Below are 15,982 nucleotides of genomic sequence, written 5' to 3' on the forward strand. Positions count from 1 at the left end.
GACAGAAACAGTTAACAGTCCTAATAATTAACCAACCTTGTTGATGCCCATGGATGCCTCCGGGCGTGGAGGAGCGCATGACGCGATCCAGAAGCCTTGTCCTGTCCCTGGTGACCGCGCTGGTCGGCGCGGTCGCCGCGATCTGGGTCGCGGTGCCGGCCCTGGCTGCCGGACCCACCGCCACCTTCGTGAAGACCGCCGACTGGGGTGCCGGGTGGGAGGGGAAGTACACGATCACCAACGGCGGCGGCAGCACCATCTCGTCCTGGAGCGTCGCCTTCGACCTGCCGACCGGCACCACCCTCGGCAGCTACTGGGACGCCCTGTTGACCTCTTCCGGTCAGCGGCACACCTTCACCAACCGGTCCTGGAACGGCACCATCGCGCCCGGGGCCTCGGTGTCGTTGGGGTTCCTGGCCACCGGGTCCGGCTCGCCCACCAACTGCACGCTGAACGGCGCGCCGTGCGGTGGCGGTCCGACCCCGACCACGCCACCCACCACCACCGCACCCCCGACCACGCCACCCCCGACGACGCCGCCGCCGACCACGACCCCGCCGCCGACCAGTGGCCTGCCGAAGCACTTCCTCACCGGGTACTGGCACAACTTCGACAACCCGGCGGTCGAGCTGCGGCTGCGCGACGTGCCGACCGAGTACGACCTGGTCGCCGTCGCCTTCGCCGAGGCGACCAGCACCCCGGGCGCGGTCACCTTCGCGGTCGACCCCGGTCTCTCCGCCGCGCTGGGTGGCTACACCGACGCGGACTTCGCCGCCGACGTGCAGGCCCTGAAGGCCCGGGGCAAGAAGGTGATCATCTCGGTGGGCGGGGAGACCGGCCGGGTGGCGGTCAACGACGCGGCCTCCGCGACGAACTTCAGCAACACCGTTCACGCCCTCATCCAGCGGTACGGCTTCGACGGCGTCGACATCGACCTGGAGAACGGGCTGAACCCGACCTACATGGCGCAGGCACTACGCGCCCTGCGGGCGAGGGTCGGCGCCGGCCTGATCATCACGATGGCCCCGCAGACCATCGACATGCAGTCCCCGTCTACCAGCTACTTCAAGCTGGCCCTGGACATCCGGGACATCCTCACCGTCGTCCACACCCAGTACTACAACTCCGGCGCGATGCTCGGCTGCGACCAGAACGCCGCCTACAGCCAGGGCACGGTCAACTTCATCGTCGCGCTCGCCTGCATCCAGTTGGAGGCCGGGCTGCGCCCGGACCAGGTCGCGCTCGGCCTGCCCGCCGGAGCCGGGGCGGCCGGGGGCGGGATCGTCCCGCCCAGCGTGGTCAACGCCGCTCTCGACTGCCTGGCCCGGGGCGCCAACTGCGGCAGCTTCCGCCCACCGCGTACCTACCCGGGCATCCGGGGCGCGATGACCTGGTCGGTCAACTGGGACGTCACGAACGGCAACGGCTTCGCCCGCACGGTACGCCCGCACCTGAACACCCTGCCCTGAGTCCCACCAACCCACCCCACCACCCCACCACCGCTCGTCCGGGAGGACAGCATGAGACTCCGACCCCTGGCGCTCGCCGCCGGCCTGGCCGCCGCGCTGGTCGCGGCGACCCTCGTGGCCGCGCCGCCCGCGTCCGCCGCCACCGCCGCCTTCGTCCGCACCGCGAGCTGGAGCAGCGGGTACGAGGCGAAGTTCACCGTCACCAACGACACGTCCACCACGATCACCTCGTGGAACGTCCAGTTCGACCTGCCCGCCGGCAGTTCGCTCAGCTCCTATTGGGACGCCCGGCTGAGCACCTCCGGGCAGCACGTCACGGCGCTCAACCAGTCCTGGAACGGCACCCTGGCCCCGGGGGCCAGCACCTCGTTCGGCTTCATCGTCAGCGGTACCGGTGACCCGGTGAACTGCACGGTCAACGGGTCGGCCTGCTCCGGTGGCGGCGGCAACCCGTCGGCACCGGGGGTACCCGGTGGGCTGCGGGTCACCGGCACCACGAACAGTTCGGTCTCGCTGGCCTGGACCGCGTCCAGCGGCACGGTCACCGGTTACCGGGTGTACGAGGGCGGCACCGTCCGGGCCACCGTCTCCGGCACCTCGGCCACCATTTCCGGTCTGGCCACCTGCTCGGCGCACAGCTACACGGTGGCGGCGTACAACTCCTCGGGTGAGTCGGCGAAGTCGGGCGCAGTGTCGGCCACCACCACCGGCTGCACCGGCAGCCCGGGCGGGATGGCCGCCGCGCCGTACCTCTACCCGGGTTGGGGCGACCCGCCGGCCCCGGCGACGGTGATGAGCGCGACCGGGATCAAGTGGTTCACCATCGCGTTCATCCTGTCGGGTGGTGGCTGCACCCCGGCCTGGGACGGCAGCGGTTCGCTCACCGGTGGTGCGCACGCCGCGACGATCAGCGCGATCCGGGCCGCCGGTGGCGACGTGATCCCGTCGATCGGTGGCTGGAGCGGTAACAAGCTCGGCCCGAACTGCTCCTCGGCGAGTGCTCTGGCCGGGGCGTACCAGCAGGTCATCAACACCTTCAACCTGAAGGCGATCGACATCGACATCGAGAACACCGACGAGTTCGAGAACGCGGTGGTGCAGGACCGGATCCTCGGTGCGCTGAAGATCGTCAAGCAGAACAACCCGGGGATCAGGACGATCATCACCTTCGGTACGTCGACCACCGGCCCGAACTACTGGGGTACCCGGCTGATCAACCAGGCGGCGGCACTCGGCGCCAACATCGACACCTTCACGATCATGCCGTTCGACTTCAACGGTCACACCGACATGTACCAGAACACGGTCAACGCGGCCGAGGGGCTGAAGGCGGCGCTGAAGACCGCGTTCGGCTGGTCGGACGTGACCGCGTACGCGCGAATGGGCATCTCCGGCATGAACGGGCTCTCCGACCAGCAGGAGTTGACCACCCCGGCCACCTGGACCCGGATCCGGGACTGGGCCGAGGCCCGCTCGCTGGGCCGGTTCACCTTCTGGTCGGTCAACCGGGACCGGCCCTGCCCGGGCGGCGGGGTGGTCTCGAACTGCAGCGGCATCGCCCAGAACACCTGGGAGTTCACCGGCATCACCGCCCAGTACGGCTGACGCCTCCCCGCCCCATGGCGTCGATCATGGCGTTGTGGTGCCCCGCAAAGTTCGCGAAATGGGGGCTTTTCCCCACCACAACTCCATGATCGACAGGGGTGACCGGGGGGCGACAGGGGTGGCGGGGTCAGTGGGGCGTGGACGCGGGATCGGGCCGGCGGTCGGTGCGTCGGGTGCGGCGACGGCGCACCCGCCGGACCATCCAGTTGCCGATCATCACGGCGAAGACCGCCAGGATCGCGTAGTCGAACCAGCTGCTGTACCGGTCGATGTCCTGCCAGCGGGAGCCGAGGGCGTACCCGAGCCCGACGAAGATCGAGTTCCAGATTCCACTGCCCAGCGTGGTCAGGGCCAGGAACTGACCCATCGGCATCCGGTTCGCGCCCGCTGGTACCGAGACCAGGCTGCGCGCCACCGGCACCATCCGGCCAAAGAGCACGGTCGCCCGGGCGTGCCGCTCGAACCAGCGGTCCGCCCGCTCCAGGTCGTCGAGTTCGACCAGCGGGACCCGGTCCAGCCAGCGCTTGAGCCGTTCCTCGCCGAGCCAGGCGCCCACCCAGTAGAGCGCCAGCGCACCCAGTACCGAGCCGGCCGTGGCGGCGAGCACCACCGCCACCACGTTGACCCGTCCCTCGCCGGCCAGGTAGCCGGCCATGGCGAGGACGATCTCGCTGGGAATCGGCGGGATGAGGTTCTCCAGCGCCACCAGCAGCCCGACGCCGAGCGCGCCGAGTGCGTCGATCACCCCGGCCACCCAGCCGGTCAGCCCGCCGACCTGCGTCGGATCGACATCAGCGGCGAGAGCCATGCGGTGCCTCCTGAGCGGCCGGCGGACGGGGCGGGAACCGCCTCCTGTGGTACCCGGGCCGGCCGGTCCCAATCCCGTCGGGCGGGTAGCCCAGGTCCCGTCGGGAGGGCGCCCAGGTCTCGTCGGGCCGGTCCCAATCCCGTCGGGCCGGTAGCCCAGGTCACGTCACCACGGCCCGCACCCCGGACCCGGCCGGCGGAGCGGGACGAACCGGAATCGTCCTTGCGTTTGCCGATCGGGCGGACCGGAGAAGGAACACCCGTATGGGTGACAGATGGTACTCCGAGGCGGTCGTCTACTGCCTCGACATCGGCACGTTCGCAGACTCCAATGGTGACGGCGTCGGGGACATCCCCGGCCTGATCGGCCGGCTCGACTACCTGGCCCGGCTCGGGGTGACCTGCCTGTGGCTGCACCCGATCCACCCGTCGCCGAACGGGGACGACGGCTACGACGTGACCGACTTCTACAACATCGACCCACGCCACGGCACCCTCGGCGACTTCGCCGAGCTGCTGCACCAGGCGGCCAACCGGGGCATTCGGGTAATCATCGACCTGGTGGTCAACCACACCTCGGACCAGCATCCCTGGTTCCAGTCGGCCCGCTCCTCGCCGGACTCACCGTACCGGGACTGGTACGTCTGGTCCGACCACGAGCCGGCGGACCGCCATCAGGGCATGGTCTTCCCGGGTGAGCAGCACGAGACCTGGACCTACGACCGGACCGCGAAGGCCTGGTACTACCACCGGTTCTACACGTTCCAGCCCGACCTGAACTTCGCCAACCCGGCGGTCCGCGCCGAGATCAAGAAGATCGTCTCGTTCTGGCTCCAGCTCGGCGTCTCCGGGTTCCGGATCGACGCGGCGCCGTTCATCATCGAGCTGACCGAGCCGGGCAACCTCGACTCGCCGAAGGACTTCCAGTTCCTCACCGAACTGCGCCAGCACGTGCAGTGGCGCCGGGGCGACGGGGTGCTGCTCGCCGAGGCCAACGTGGAACCCGACCAGCTCCCGGTCTACTTCGGTGACGGGGCCGGCTCGGCCAACCGGCTGCACATGCTCTTCGACTTCATGCTCAACGGGCGGCTGATGCTGGCCCTGGCCCGACAGGATCCGGAGCCGATCATCGACGCGTTGCGGGACACCCCGGCCCTGCCCGAGGGTGGCCAGTGGGCCACCTTCCTGCGCAACCACGACGAGATCGACCTCTCCCGGCTCACCGCCCAGCAGCGCGACCAGGTGTACGCGCAGTTGGGGCCGGACGAGGACATGCGCCTCTACGGGCGGGGCATCCGGCGCCGGCTCGCCTCGATGCTCGACAACGACCGGCGGCGGATCGAGCTGGCGTACTCGCTCCAGTTCACGCTGCGCGGTACGCCGGTGCTGCGGTACGGCGAGGAGATCGGGATGGGCGAGGACCTGTCGCTGCCGGGCCGGGAGGCGATCCGGACCCCGATGCAGTGGTCGTACCAGCCGAACGCCGGGTTCTCCACGGCTGACCCGGAGAAGCTGGTCCGCCCGGTCATCGACAAGGGGGACTTCGCCTACCAGAAGGTCAACGTGACCGCGCAGCGGTCCGACCGCAACTCGCTGCTCTCCTGGTTCGAGCGGATGATCCGTACCCTGCGCGAGGCGCCGGAGGTGGGCAACGGGTCGTGCACCCACATCGACGTACCGATGCCACCCGGGGTGCTCGCCCACCGTGCGGACGGACCGACCGGCACCATGGTGTTCCTGCACAACCTGGGTACCACCGACGTCGAGGTCGATCTGGGCATGCTGGCCGCCGAGGCGGACCTGCCGGTCGACGTGCTCAGCGACCAGCACTACGGCGAGGTCGGCAAGCTCGACGCGCTCAAGGTCGCCGGGTACGGGTACCGCTGGATCCGGCTCTGCCGGAGCTGGTCGGTCTGAGCCGGTACTGGTGGCCCCGGGGCCGGCCCGAGCGGTGCCGTCACGGCGGGTCCCGGGGGCCGTACCCCTGGGTTAAGCTCCTCCGGTCGAGCCGTAAGTTACCCGGAGGTAATCATGTCGGAGCAGCCCCGCGTCGCGATCGTCACCGGAGCAGCCCGGGGGATCGGGGCCGCCACCGCGCGGCGCCTGGCCGCTGACGGCCTGGCCGTCGCCGTGGTGGACATCGAGGAGTCGGCCACCAGGGAGACCGTCGACGCGATCGGCGCGGCCGGCGGGCGAGCCCTCGGGGTCGGTGCCGACGTCGCCGACCGGGCCCAGGTCGAGGCGGCCGTCGAGCGGGTCGCCGCCGAGCTGGGCGCGCCGACGGTACTGGTCAACAACGCCGGGGTGCTCCGCGACAACCTGCTGTTCAAGATGACCGACGGGGACTGGGACACCGTGATGGGGGTGCACCTGCGCGGGGCCTTCCTGTTCAGCCAGGCCACCCAGAAGCACATGGTGGAGCAGCGCTGGGGGCGGATCGTCAACCTCTCCAGCACCTCGGCGCTGGGCAACCGGGGGCAGGCGAACTACGCCACCGCGAAGGCCGGGCTCCAGGGCTTCACCAAGACCCTCGCCATCGAGCTGGGTCCGTTCGGTATCACCGCGAACGCGGTGGCACCCGGGTTCATCGTCACCGACATGACTGCGGCCACCGCAGCCCGGATGAAGGTCGACTTCGACCAGTTGCAGGAGCGGGCGGCGGCGGAGATCCCGGTACGCCGGGTCGGCCGGCCGGAGGACATCGCGCACACCATCTCGTTCCTGGTCAGCGAGGGGGCGTCGTTCGTCTCCGGCCAGGTGATCTACGTGGCCGGCGGTCCGCGCGACTGAACCGGTGCCTGCCCGGCGGCGGTCCGCGTCCCGCGCGGTCGCCGCCGGATCAACTCGGATCAGCTCGGATCAGTCCGGGACGGCCGGGAACGGTCCGGGCCGGTCCGGGACGGCCGGGAACGGTCCGGAGCGGTCCGGGCCGATCCGGATCAGTGCGGGTCGGCCGGGGCGTCCCGGCGGGTGCGGGCCAGCCAGATCAGGCCGAGCACCGGCAGCACCAGGGGGACGTAGCCGTAGCCGCTGCCGAAACCGGACCAGACCGTGTCGTCGGGGAAGAGCGCCGGGTCGAGCACGCTGGTGAGGCCGACCGCGAGCACGCCGACCAGTTCGACCGTGCAGCAGAACCAGGCGGTCCGCCGCCCGCCGGTGCCGCCCCGGGCCAACCCGACCGTGGCCACGATGTAGATCACTGCGGCGAGCGCGGAGAGCAGGTAGGCGACCGGCGCCTCGTCGAACCTCGTGATGATCTGCAATCCGGCGCGGCAGGTCGCGGCGATGGCGAAGAGCAGGTAGACCGCCACCAGCAGGCGACCCGGGCCGCTGCTCGTCGTCCGCTCCGGACGGTCGGTCGTCGCCGCCGGGCCGCCCGACCGGTCAGCCACCGGTGATCTGCCAGGTCTGCTGAAGACGGACCACGACCACCGGCAGCACCAGGCAGACCACGGTGACGATGGCGCTGCCCCAGCGGGTGGGCTCCATCCGGGCCAGTACCGCCGCCAGCGGGGGTAGGCAGACCAGGGTCACCAGGTAGCCGAAGAACGCGCCGGGCTCGCCCGGCCGGTCCCCGCCGCCGAGCGCCACCAGGGCCACCACGGCCAGTCCGAGCACGGCCAGTTCCAGCAGGGCCAGGCCGACGAGGTGGTTGCGGTCCGGGGGTCGGTTGCGGGCCGTCGCATAGAGACTCCAGGCCGCGAGTACGAGCGACAGCACGATCGTGCCGGTCGCAGGGAGGCCGTCCACCGGCGTACCCGCTGCTGCTGCGCTGCTCACCGCGACAGCCTACTAAGGCGCGTAGTACCGGCCGCGTCCCGGCACCCGTCCGGCCCGACGGTGATGGCGCTCACATCTACCCAAATCTATGATTACTTCTGGTCTCCGGGCGGGTACGCCAGAGGAGTTAATGGACATGGGTGACAGCGCCACCTGGCTCCTGGTGATTCTCCTGCTCCTGGCCGCCCTCGGTCTGCTCGGTCTGGCCGTCCTGCCGGGGCCGGACGGCTCCGGGGAAGCGCCGGTTGATCCGGTCCGGCTCCGGGCCGAGGCCGAGGAACTGGCCGGGCACGCCGAGGCGGCCCGGGTCGAGGCGGAGCGGGCGGTCGCCGCAGCGGTTGACGCCCGGGACCGGGCCGGCGCAGCCGAACGGGAGCGGGACCGGGCCTGGCAGGCGCAGGAGGCGGCCGAGGCGGCGTACCAGCGCGCGAGGCGGGCCGCCCTCGCCGGCCGGGAACCCCGGGACACCGACGACGCGGCCCGGGACCGGGAGCGGACGGTCACCCGGGCGGCGCTGTCGGCGTACCGGCGGGGCGACCTCTCCGTGCAGGAGTTCCGCGAGGTGTGGCGACGGGCCGGGGAGCCGGATCCCGTCCAGCGCGCGCGGGAGGAGGTCGTCGAGCGGCAGCAGGCGGAGCTGATCGCCGCCCGGCGGGCGTACGACCGGGCCGCCGCCGGGTTCCGGCAGCTCGACGAGGCGGCCCGGATCGCCGAGGTGGCCGCCCGGGCGCTGGTCGACGAGGCGGCCGAGTCGGCCGTCGAGGCCGAGCAGGCCCGGGTCGCCGCCCACCGGTACCCCGACCGGTGGTTCCGCCGTCGGAAAGCGACCGGGCCTGCGCCGGAACCGGATGGCGACTAGCGTGGACCGCGCCACGGGTCACCGTGGCGTACGACGACACGGGGGCACCCTTGCTGCGGTTCGGACTCTTCGGCACCGGTCACTGGGCGGCGCAGACGCATGCCGCCGCCCTCGACGCGCACCCGCAGGCGGAGCTGGCCGGGGTCTGGGGCCGTGACCCGGGCAAGGCCCGGTCCCTGGCCGAGCGGCACGGGGTACCGGCCTTCGACGACATGGACGCGCTCCTCGACGCGGTCGACGCGGTCGCGGTGGCCCTGCCACCCGACGTGCAGGCCGACATCGCCGTCCGGGCCGCGACCGCCGGCCGGCACCTGCTGCTGGACAAACCCCTCGCGCTGAGCACGGTCGACGCCGACCGGGTGGTGACCGCGGCGGCGCAGGCCGGGGTCGCCTCGGTCGTCTTCTTCACCAGCCGCTTCCAGCCGAACGTGGCCGCCTTCCTGGCCTCGACCGCCGCCGTCGGCGGCTGGCACGGGGCGCAGGTCACCATGTTCGCCTCGATCTTCCAGCCCGGGAGCCCGTACGGCCGCTCGCCCTGGCGCCGGGAGCACGGCGGCCTGTGGGACGTCGGGCCGCACGCCCTGTCGGTGATCCTGCCGGTACTCGGCCGGGTCACCCGGGTGGCCGCGATGGACGGCCCGCGCGGCGCGGTGCACCTGCTCCTCGACCACGCTTTTGCCGGCGCCACCAGCACGGTCTCGCTGAGCCTGGACGCCCCGCCGGAGGCGAAGCGGAACGAGGTGCTGTTCCACGGCGAGAACGGCGTGGAGCGGGTACCGCCCGGTGACGGCAGCCCGGTGACCGCCTTCGGCGTCGCCCTGGACCAGTTGATCGAGGAGGTCGACGCCGGCACCCGGGACCACCACTGCGACGTGCGGTTCGGCCGGGAGGTGGTGGCCGTGCTGGACGCCGCCGGGACGGCCTGCACCGAGGGGCGTACGGTCAGCCTGCCCGGCTGAGCCGGGTACCGGTCCGGTCAACCGGGCAGTTCGCTCAGCGCCTCGACCAGTTCCTCCGGTGAGCCGAACTCGGCCACCGGCAGCGTCCGCAACGACTGGAGCAGCGGCGTACCGGCGCCGGTCTCCTGGGCCCGCCGGAAGAGATCGTCCCGGGACACCGGATAGTCCAGCCCGGCCAGGAACTCCTGCAACTGCATCCCGGTCACGCCCATGCCGGTCAACTACCCACCAGTCGGGTCGGCACACCCCCGAACGATGTCGGATCTGTCGGGTTTGCCGGTGCCAGCGCCGGGTAGGGGCAGGCATGCTGGTACGGCGGCTCGGTGCCCCGAGCGACTTCGACCTGTTGCTGGACCGCGTCGGCGACGCCCGGGTGGTGATGCTCGGCGAGGCGAGCCACGGCACCTACGACTACTACCGGATCCGGGAACAGTTCACCCGGCGGCTCATCGCCGAACGGGGCTTCTCGTTCGTCGCCGTCGAGGGGGACTGGCCGGACTGCGAACGGGTCAACCGGTCGGTGACCGCCGCGCCCCGGGGCGCCGCCGACCCGCAGGCCGCCCTGGAACGCTTCGAGCGCTGGCCAACCTGGATGTGGGCCAACGCCGAGGTGGCCCGGTTCTGCCGCTGGCTGCGGGCGTGGAACCTGGAACAGCCGGAGCCGGACCGGGCCGGTTTCCACGGGCTGGACGTCTACAGCCTCTGGGAGTCCATGCAGGCGATCTTCGACTACCTCGGCGAGGAGGACCCGCGCTCGCTGGAGGCGGCGCAGGATGCGTACCGCTGCTTCGAGCCGTACGGCAAACGGATCGAGGAGTACGGCATGGCCAGCCGGTTCGTCTCCGCCCGGTGCGAGGACGAGGTGGTCCGGCTGCTGGCGCGTACCCGGGAACAGGCCGCCCACGACGGCCCGGACCGCTTCGCGGCCTGGCAGAACGCGGAGGTGGTGGCCGGTGCGGAACGCTACTACCGGGCGATGGTCGGCGGCGGCCCGCAGTCCTGGAACATCCGGGACACCCACATGGCGGACACCCTGGACCGGCTGCTGGAGCGGTACGGCCCGGACGCGAAGGCGGTGGTCTGGGCGCACAACACGCACATCGGGGACGCCCGGGCCACCGACATGGCCGACGCCGGGCTGATCAACATCGGCCAGCTGGCCCGGGAGCGGCACGGTGCCGACACGGTGGTGCTGGTCGGCTTCGGCAGCTACGAGGGGAGCGTGATCGCCGCGCCGCGTTGGGGTGCGGCGGCCGAGTCGATGACCGTGCCCCCGGCCCGACCCGGTTCGGTGGAGCACCGCCTGCACGAACTGCTGCCCGAGCAGGCGGTGCTGGTCTTCGACGGTCCCGACCAGCCCGACTGGGTGACCGGGGAGGCCGACCACCGGGCCATCGGGGTGGTCTACGACCCGTCCTTCGAGGCGTGGGGCAACTACGTACCCACCCGGCTCGCCGGGCGCTACGACGGCTTCATCTGGTGCGACCGGACCACCGCCCTGCACCCGCTGCCCGCACTCTCCGCCCCCGGCGAGATGGAAACCTACCCCGCCGGGGTGTAAGGAAGGGCCCCCTGTTAACGCTTTCGGTAGAGGAAGGGCCCCCGCTTAACAGCCCGGATCTGGTGCAGCGGGCCGGAGGTCCCGCCGTCCCGGGTCTCCCGGGACTGGTCCGGACCCGGCCTGCGGCGGTCTGCTGGAGCTGAAGGCGACGGCCACCAGCGGCCGGTGCCGAGGCGACGGTCACCGAGGAGGCACCAGATGATCAAGCAGTGGCGGGTCAGTGACGTGATGACCCGGGACGTGGTCACGGTGTCCCCGGAGACCGGCTACCACCAGATCGCCGACCTGCTGGTACGCCACTCGATCAGCGCGGTACCGGTGGTGGACGCCGAGGGTCGGGTGCTGGGGCTGGTCTCCGAGGCGGACCTGCTCGCCAAGCTGGAGTACAGCGACCGCGAGCCGTACCATCCGCTGGCGGTGCGCCGGCTCGGTGCGGGCCGGGGCAAAGCGGCCGGGGAGAACGCCGCCGGCCTGATGTCCTTCCCGGTGGTGTCGGTCAGCGCGGACGCCTCGGTGACCGGGGCCGCCCGGCTGATCGACGCGGCCGGGGTGAGGCGGCTTCCGGTGGTCGACGAGCACCGTCGCCTGCTCGGCATCGTGTCCCGCCGCGATCTGGTACGCCTCTACGCGCGGGCCGACGAGGAGATCCGCGCGGCTGTGCGGGACGTACTGATGGGGTTCTGGGCCGAACCCGCAGACCTGGACGTCCGGGTCGACGACGGGGTGGTGACCCTGATCGGCCAGGTCGACCGGCGGAGCACCGCCGCGATGGCGGTCGGCTTCGTCCGGTCCACGCCCGGCGTGGTCGACGTGATCGAGGAGCTGACCTGCCGGTACGACGACACCGGCGGAACGGTGCCGACCGGCGGCGGGACCGGCGCGGGCCGGTACGGACCGGCCGGCCGGGTACCCGCCGGTCGACCCGCCACCCGCCCCGCCCCGGGCCATCCGCGTACGTTCCCCGACATCGTGGTCTGAACGTAGTGGCCCCGAACGGGACGGGCGGTGTCGGTCAGTGGCGGGCGCCGGCCTCTGACGAACCTGTCGTCGGTCAGTGGCGGGCGCCGGCCCCGACGGACTCGTCGAGTGCGGCGCGCAGCCGCTCACCCTCGATGTCCACGTTCGGCAGGGCCCGGTCCAGCCAGCGGGGCAGCCACCAGGCGGCCTTGCCGAGCAGCGACATCACCGCCGGCACGATGGTCATCCGGACCACGAAGGCGTCGATGGCGACGCCGATCGCCAGCGCGAAGCCCATCGACTTGATGACCGGGTCGTCGAGGAAGACGAAGCCGCCGAAGACCGAGATCATGATGAGCGCGGCGGCGGTGACCACCCGGGCACCGTGACCCATGCCGTTGATGGTGGCCTGGGCGGCGGTGTCACCGTGGACGAAGTCCTCCCGCATCCGGGAGACCAGGAACACCTCGTAGTCCATGGCCAGCCCGAAGAGGATGCCGATGAGCAGGATCGGCAGGAAGCTGACCAGCGGTCCGGGGGTGTCCAGCCCGACCAGGTCGGCCAGGTGACCCTGCTGGAACACGGCGACGGTGATGCCGAAGGTCGCCGCCACGGTCAGCAGGAAGCCCAGCGCGGCCTTGACCGGTACCAGCAGCGACCGGAAGACCAGCATCAGCAGCAGCACCGAGAGGCCGACCACGAGCAGCAGGTACACCGGGAGCGCCGCGGAGAGCTTCTCCGAGACGTCGATGCCGATGGCGGTGATGCCGGTCAGCGAGACATCGGCGCCCGGGATGTCGACCACCTTGGCCCGAATGTCGTGTACGACGTCCTCGGTGGCGGCGTCGGTCGGGCCGGTCTTCGGGATCACCGCGATGACGGCGGTCCGGCCGTCCGGGCTGATGTTCGGCGGGGCGACCGCCAGTACCCCTGCGGTCTTCTGCGCGGCGGCGGTGACCTGCGGTACGGCGGCGCCGGTGGCCTCGGCCGACTCGCCGTCGACCAGGATCACCAGCCGGCCGTTGAAGCCGGGACCGAAGCCCTCGCTGGTCAGGTCGGCGGCTTCCCGGACCGGGGAGCCCTCGGCGGCGGCACTGGCGTCCGGCAGGGCGAGCCGCATGTCCGGTGCGGGCAGCGCGAGCAGGCCGAGCCCCACCAGCCCGGCCAGGATCACCGGGATGCGCAGCTTGGTGACCAGGGTGGCCCAGCGGAACCCGAAGCCGGGCCGGTCCTCGACCGGGCCGGTGGTGTTCCGGAGCTTGCGGGGCAGCACCCGGCGGCCGGCGAAGCCGAGCAGCGCCGGTTGCAGGGTGATCGCCACGAGCACCGCGACGGTGACCGTACCCGCCGCGGCCAGACCCATCACGGTCAGGAACGGGATGTTGACCACGGCCAGCCCGGCGAGGGCGATGACCACGGTGGCGCCGGCGAAGACCACGGCGGAGCCGGCGGTACCGACCGCGCGGGCGACTGCCTCCTCGGTGTCCAGTCCGTCGAGCAGGTTCTGCCGGTGCCGGGAGGTGATGAAGAGCGAGTAGTCGATACCGACGGCGAGGCCGAGCATCAGCGCGAGGACCGGAGCGGTGCTGGTCAGTTCGACGGTGCCGCTCAGCGCGAAGAGGCCGGCCATGCCGACGGCGACGCCGATCAGGGCGTTCAGCATGGTCATGCCGGCGGCGACCAGCGAGCCGAAGGTGACCACCAGGACCAGGGCGGCGACCGCGACACCGATCGCCTCGGTGGAGCCGATCTCCGGCTCGGTGGACATGATCTCGCCACCGTGCTCGACCCGCAGCCCGGCTGCCTCGGCCGCCGCGCCGGATTCCTCGTACGCGGTCCGCTGGTCCTTGGTCACCCCGTCCCCGCGCTCGGCGAACTGGACCTGGATCAGGGCGTACCGGCCGTCCGGCGAGACCGAGCCGACCTGGAACGGGTCGACGGCGGCGACCACGCCGGGCAGGGCGTTGGCCTCCTGGAGCAGCCCGTTGAGCGCGGCGCGGGGTTCACCGGCGGCGAGGGTGCCACCCGACGGGGCGGCCACCGTGATGGTGCCGGTCGCGCCGCTGGCCTGCGGGAACTTTTCGGCCAGGGTGTCCAGGGCGCGCTGGGACTCGGTGCCGGGCATGGTGAAGTTGCTCGCCGTGGGGCCCTTGAAGGCCAGGGCCGACAGACCGAGCCCGACGAGTACGACGAGCCAGACGGCGACGACGAGTCGCCGCCGACGGAATGATGCCCGGCCTAGCCGGTACAGCAGGGTTGCCATGGGGATCCTTCTCGTGATCGGGTGCAGGGCATGCGGGACGTTGACGGTGGTGGCAGCCGGTCAGTGGACCGGGTGTCCGAGGGCGCGGGTGGCCACCGTGACCAGGGCCGGACCCAGTTCGTCGTCGGGTAGTTCCCCGAACTCGGCGCAGGCAGCCGCCACGCCGGCACAGACCACCAGCGGGGCGATCCGGTCGGCGGGCAGCTCCGAGCGGCCGGCCAGCGCGTCGAGCAACCGCTCGGTGCGGCGCTGGATGGGCTCGAAGGCCGGCTGTTGGAGCAACTCGGGCAGTTCGGAGCGGAGCAGGCTGATCTCCCGCCGGAACCGGACAGCCAGTTCGACGAAGCCGGTGATGGCGGCGCTCCGCGCGGCGTCGCCGGTCAGCGACGCGAGCCGGGCGTCCAGCGTTTCCAGGGCGCTGATCGCCGGGGCGATCAGCTCGGTGAGGATCGCCTCCTTGTTGGCGAAGTGGTAGAGCACGGCCGCCTTGGAGCAGCCCACCTCACGGGCGATGTCCTGGAGCGAGGTGCCCTTGAATCCGGTGATCGAGAATCGGCGGGCCGCTGCGGCCAGGATCTCGGTATGTGTCTCGGGGGTCGGGCGGGCCATGCCGTCCAGCATGCCTGACCGATCGGTCAGGTGCTGACCGATCGGTCAGATCGTGGCTCGGTTCACACGACCCGGCCCGTTGCCGCGCACCCCTGCGCCGTTGATCATGGAGTTGTGGTGGGGGTTTTGTGGTGATTCACGGCTTACCTGAGGCGCCACAACTCCATGATCGACCGGTCGACTGGCCAAACTCCATGATCGACCGGGGCGGTGCGCGGTTCGGCCGGCTGGCGGCTCACTCGCGGCCGGCGGCGGCCAGTCGGTCGACGCGCCGGGGTGCTCGACCGTGGTGACAGGCTGCTCCGTCTGTGCGAGCAGCTCGACAGCGTCCTGATGTCAGGGGGGCGCCCCGCTTTCCTGCTGCCACCCGCCTGCTGCTGCGGGATGTGCGCCCGTTGTGCGCCCCGACCACTTCCGATGGGAAAAGCGAAACGGCCGCCTCGATCAGTGATCGGTGCGACCGTTCTCGGTTTCGGTGTGCCCCCGGCAGGATTCGAACCTGCGCCCCCGCCTCCGGCCGGACGTACCTCATCCGGCCGCGTCTTGCCGTTCAGCAGGGCGAACGCCAGCCGGGGCCGGGCGAGAGCGGGCAATTTCGGCACGTGTTCGGCGCAGAGGCTTCCCACCCGGCAGGAACGTGCCCTGTGGCGACCATGATCCGATAGGTAGTCTCCCGCTCATGATCGCGCTGCCCCTCGCCTCGCGTTCATGTCGAGGGGCAGCGCCGCAGCGGCCCGCTCCGTTGCCAACTGTGCCTTTCCGCGCAAGGGTTTGATCACGGGTGGTAATCATGTGGTTCGGGCGTGGTCGAAGTGCAGCAGCGCGAGGGCCGCTGCCACGATCTTCCCGATTCGCCACGGGTCGAGGCTGACGTTGCGAAGCGCCTTGGTGACTGGTCAGGTGCTCGTCGGCGGGTCGGCTTGACCTGGGTCGTTCGGGTTGGATCATGGTTGGGTGTCCGGAACGCCGTCCATCGTGGAGCTGCTTGAGCGGCTTGCCCGGTTGGAGGCCCGGGTTCTTGAGTTGGAGCGGGACAACGCCGGGTTGCGGCGGGAAAACGCCGGGTTGCGGCGGGAAAACGCGGTGTTGCGGCGGGAAAACGCGGTGTTGCGG

At 71.4% G+C, this 15,982-nt stretch carries 14 protein-coding genes; 8 read left to right on the forward strand and 6 right to left on the reverse strand.

The annotated features are described in order from the left end of the window. The first annotated feature begins 77 nt into the window (after positions 1-77). Both V6U90_RS07300 and V6U90_RS07305 read left to right on the forward strand, forming a co-directional pair. A complete protein-coding gene (locus tag V6U90_RS07300; RefSeq protein WP_334432444.1) occupies positions 78-1,469 on the forward strand; it encodes a chitinase in 1,392 nt (463 codons plus the stop codon). A gap of 51 nt (positions 1,470-1,520) precedes the next feature. After that, a complete protein-coding gene (locus V6U90_RS07305) occupies positions 1,521-3,074 on the forward strand; it encodes a cellulose binding domain-containing protein (RefSeq protein WP_334432446.1) in 1,554 nt (517 codons plus the stop codon). Between the two features lie 127 nt (positions 3,075-3,201). Here V6U90_RS07305 and V6U90_RS07310 read toward each other — a convergent pair whose 3' ends face one another. Next, on the reverse strand, positions 3,202-3,882 hold the full coding sequence (locus V6U90_RS07310) for a DedA family protein (protein WP_334432448.1): 681 nt from the start codon (positions 3,880-3,882) through the stop codon (positions 3,202-3,204). Positions 3,883-4,145: 263 nt separating this feature from the next. Between V6U90_RS07310 and V6U90_RS07315 the strand changes: the two genes are divergently transcribed. Together V6U90_RS07315 and fabG are read left to right on the forward strand one after the other, a co-directional pair. Then, positions 4,146-5,798 (forward strand): alpha-amylase family protein, encoded by a 1,653-nt coding sequence (locus tag V6U90_RS07315; RefSeq protein ID WP_334432450.1) that lies wholly within the window; start codon positions 4,146-4,148, stop codon positions 5,796-5,798. Between the two features lie 114 nt (positions 5,799-5,912). Further along, positions 5,913-6,671: a 3-oxoacyl-ACP reductase FabG gene (fabG, locus tag V6U90_RS07320; RefSeq protein WP_334432452.1), complete on the forward strand. Its 759-nt coding sequence runs from the start codon at positions 5,913-5,915 to the stop codon at positions 6,669-6,671. 149 nt (positions 6,672-6,820) lie between these two features. Here the strand turns inward: fabG and V6U90_RS07325 are convergent, their stop codons facing one another. Both V6U90_RS07325 and V6U90_RS07330 read right to left on the reverse strand, forming a co-directional pair. Further along, on the reverse strand, positions 6,821-7,273 hold the full coding sequence (locus tag V6U90_RS07325; RefSeq protein ID WP_334432454.1) for a hypothetical protein: 453 nt from the start codon (positions 7,271-7,273) through the stop codon (positions 6,821-6,823). Continuing rightward, positions 7,266-7,661: a hypothetical protein gene (locus tag V6U90_RS07330; protein ID WP_334432456.1), complete on the reverse strand. Its 396-nt coding sequence runs from the start codon at positions 7,659-7,661 to the stop codon at positions 7,266-7,268. Before V6U90_RS07330 ends, V6U90_RS07325 begins: the two co-directional genes overlap by 8 nt. Before the next feature lie 136 nt (positions 7,662-7,797). Here V6U90_RS07330 and V6U90_RS07335 point away from each other — a divergent pair, with 136 nt between their 5' ends. Together V6U90_RS07335 and V6U90_RS07340 are read left to right on the forward strand one after the other, a co-directional pair. Continuing rightward, positions 7,798-8,520 (forward strand): hypothetical protein, encoded by a 723-nt coding sequence (locus tag V6U90_RS07335; RefSeq protein WP_334432458.1) that lies wholly within the window; start codon positions 7,798-7,800, stop codon positions 8,518-8,520. Positions 8,521-8,570: 50 nt separating this feature from the next. Next, the gene (locus V6U90_RS07340; protein ID WP_334432460.1) at positions 8,571-9,479 is read left to right on the forward strand and encodes a Gfo/Idh/MocA family protein; all 909 of its coding nucleotides are present in this window, start codon (positions 8,571-8,573) and stop codon (positions 9,477-9,479) included. Positions 9,480-9,496: 17 nt separating this feature from the next. Here V6U90_RS07340 and V6U90_RS07345 read toward each other — a convergent pair whose 3' ends face one another. Continuing rightward, positions 9,497-9,691, reverse strand: coding sequence for a DUF2795 domain-containing protein (locus V6U90_RS07345; RefSeq protein ID WP_334432504.1), 195 nt, complete (start codon positions 9,689-9,691; stop codon positions 9,497-9,499). A gap of 92 nt (positions 9,692-9,783) precedes the next feature. On the opposite strand from V6U90_RS07345, the gene V6U90_RS07350 reads away from it, so the two are divergent. Then, positions 9,784-11,040 (forward strand): erythromycin esterase family protein, encoded by a 1,257-nt coding sequence (locus V6U90_RS07350; RefSeq protein ID WP_334432462.1) that lies wholly within the window; start codon positions 9,784-9,786, stop codon positions 11,038-11,040. Positions 11,041-11,238: 198 nt separating this feature from the next. Further along, positions 11,239-12,018 (forward strand): CBS domain-containing protein, encoded by a 780-nt coding sequence (locus V6U90_RS07355; protein ID WP_334432464.1) that lies wholly within the window; start codon positions 11,239-11,241, stop codon positions 12,016-12,018. 73 nt (positions 12,019-12,091) lie between these two features. Here V6U90_RS07355 and V6U90_RS07360 read toward each other — a convergent pair whose 3' ends face one another. Both V6U90_RS07360 and V6U90_RS07365 read right to left on the reverse strand, forming a co-directional pair. Then, entirely contained in the window at positions 12,092-14,260 is a 2,169-nt protein-coding gene (locus V6U90_RS07360; protein WP_334432466.1) for an MMPL family transporter, read from the reverse strand. A gap of 60 nt (positions 14,261-14,320) precedes the next feature. Further along, positions 14,321-14,869, reverse strand: a complete 549-nt coding sequence (locus tag V6U90_RS07365; protein WP_334432468.1) for a TetR/AcrR family transcriptional regulator — start codon at positions 14,867-14,869, stop codon at positions 14,321-14,323. Positions 14,870-15,982: the final 1,113 nt, after the last annotated feature.

This window comes from Micromonospora sp. CPCC 206060 (assembly GCF_036906895.1).
Taxonomy (GTDB): Bacteria; Actinomycetota; Actinomycetes; order Mycobacteriales; family Micromonosporaceae; genus Micromonospora.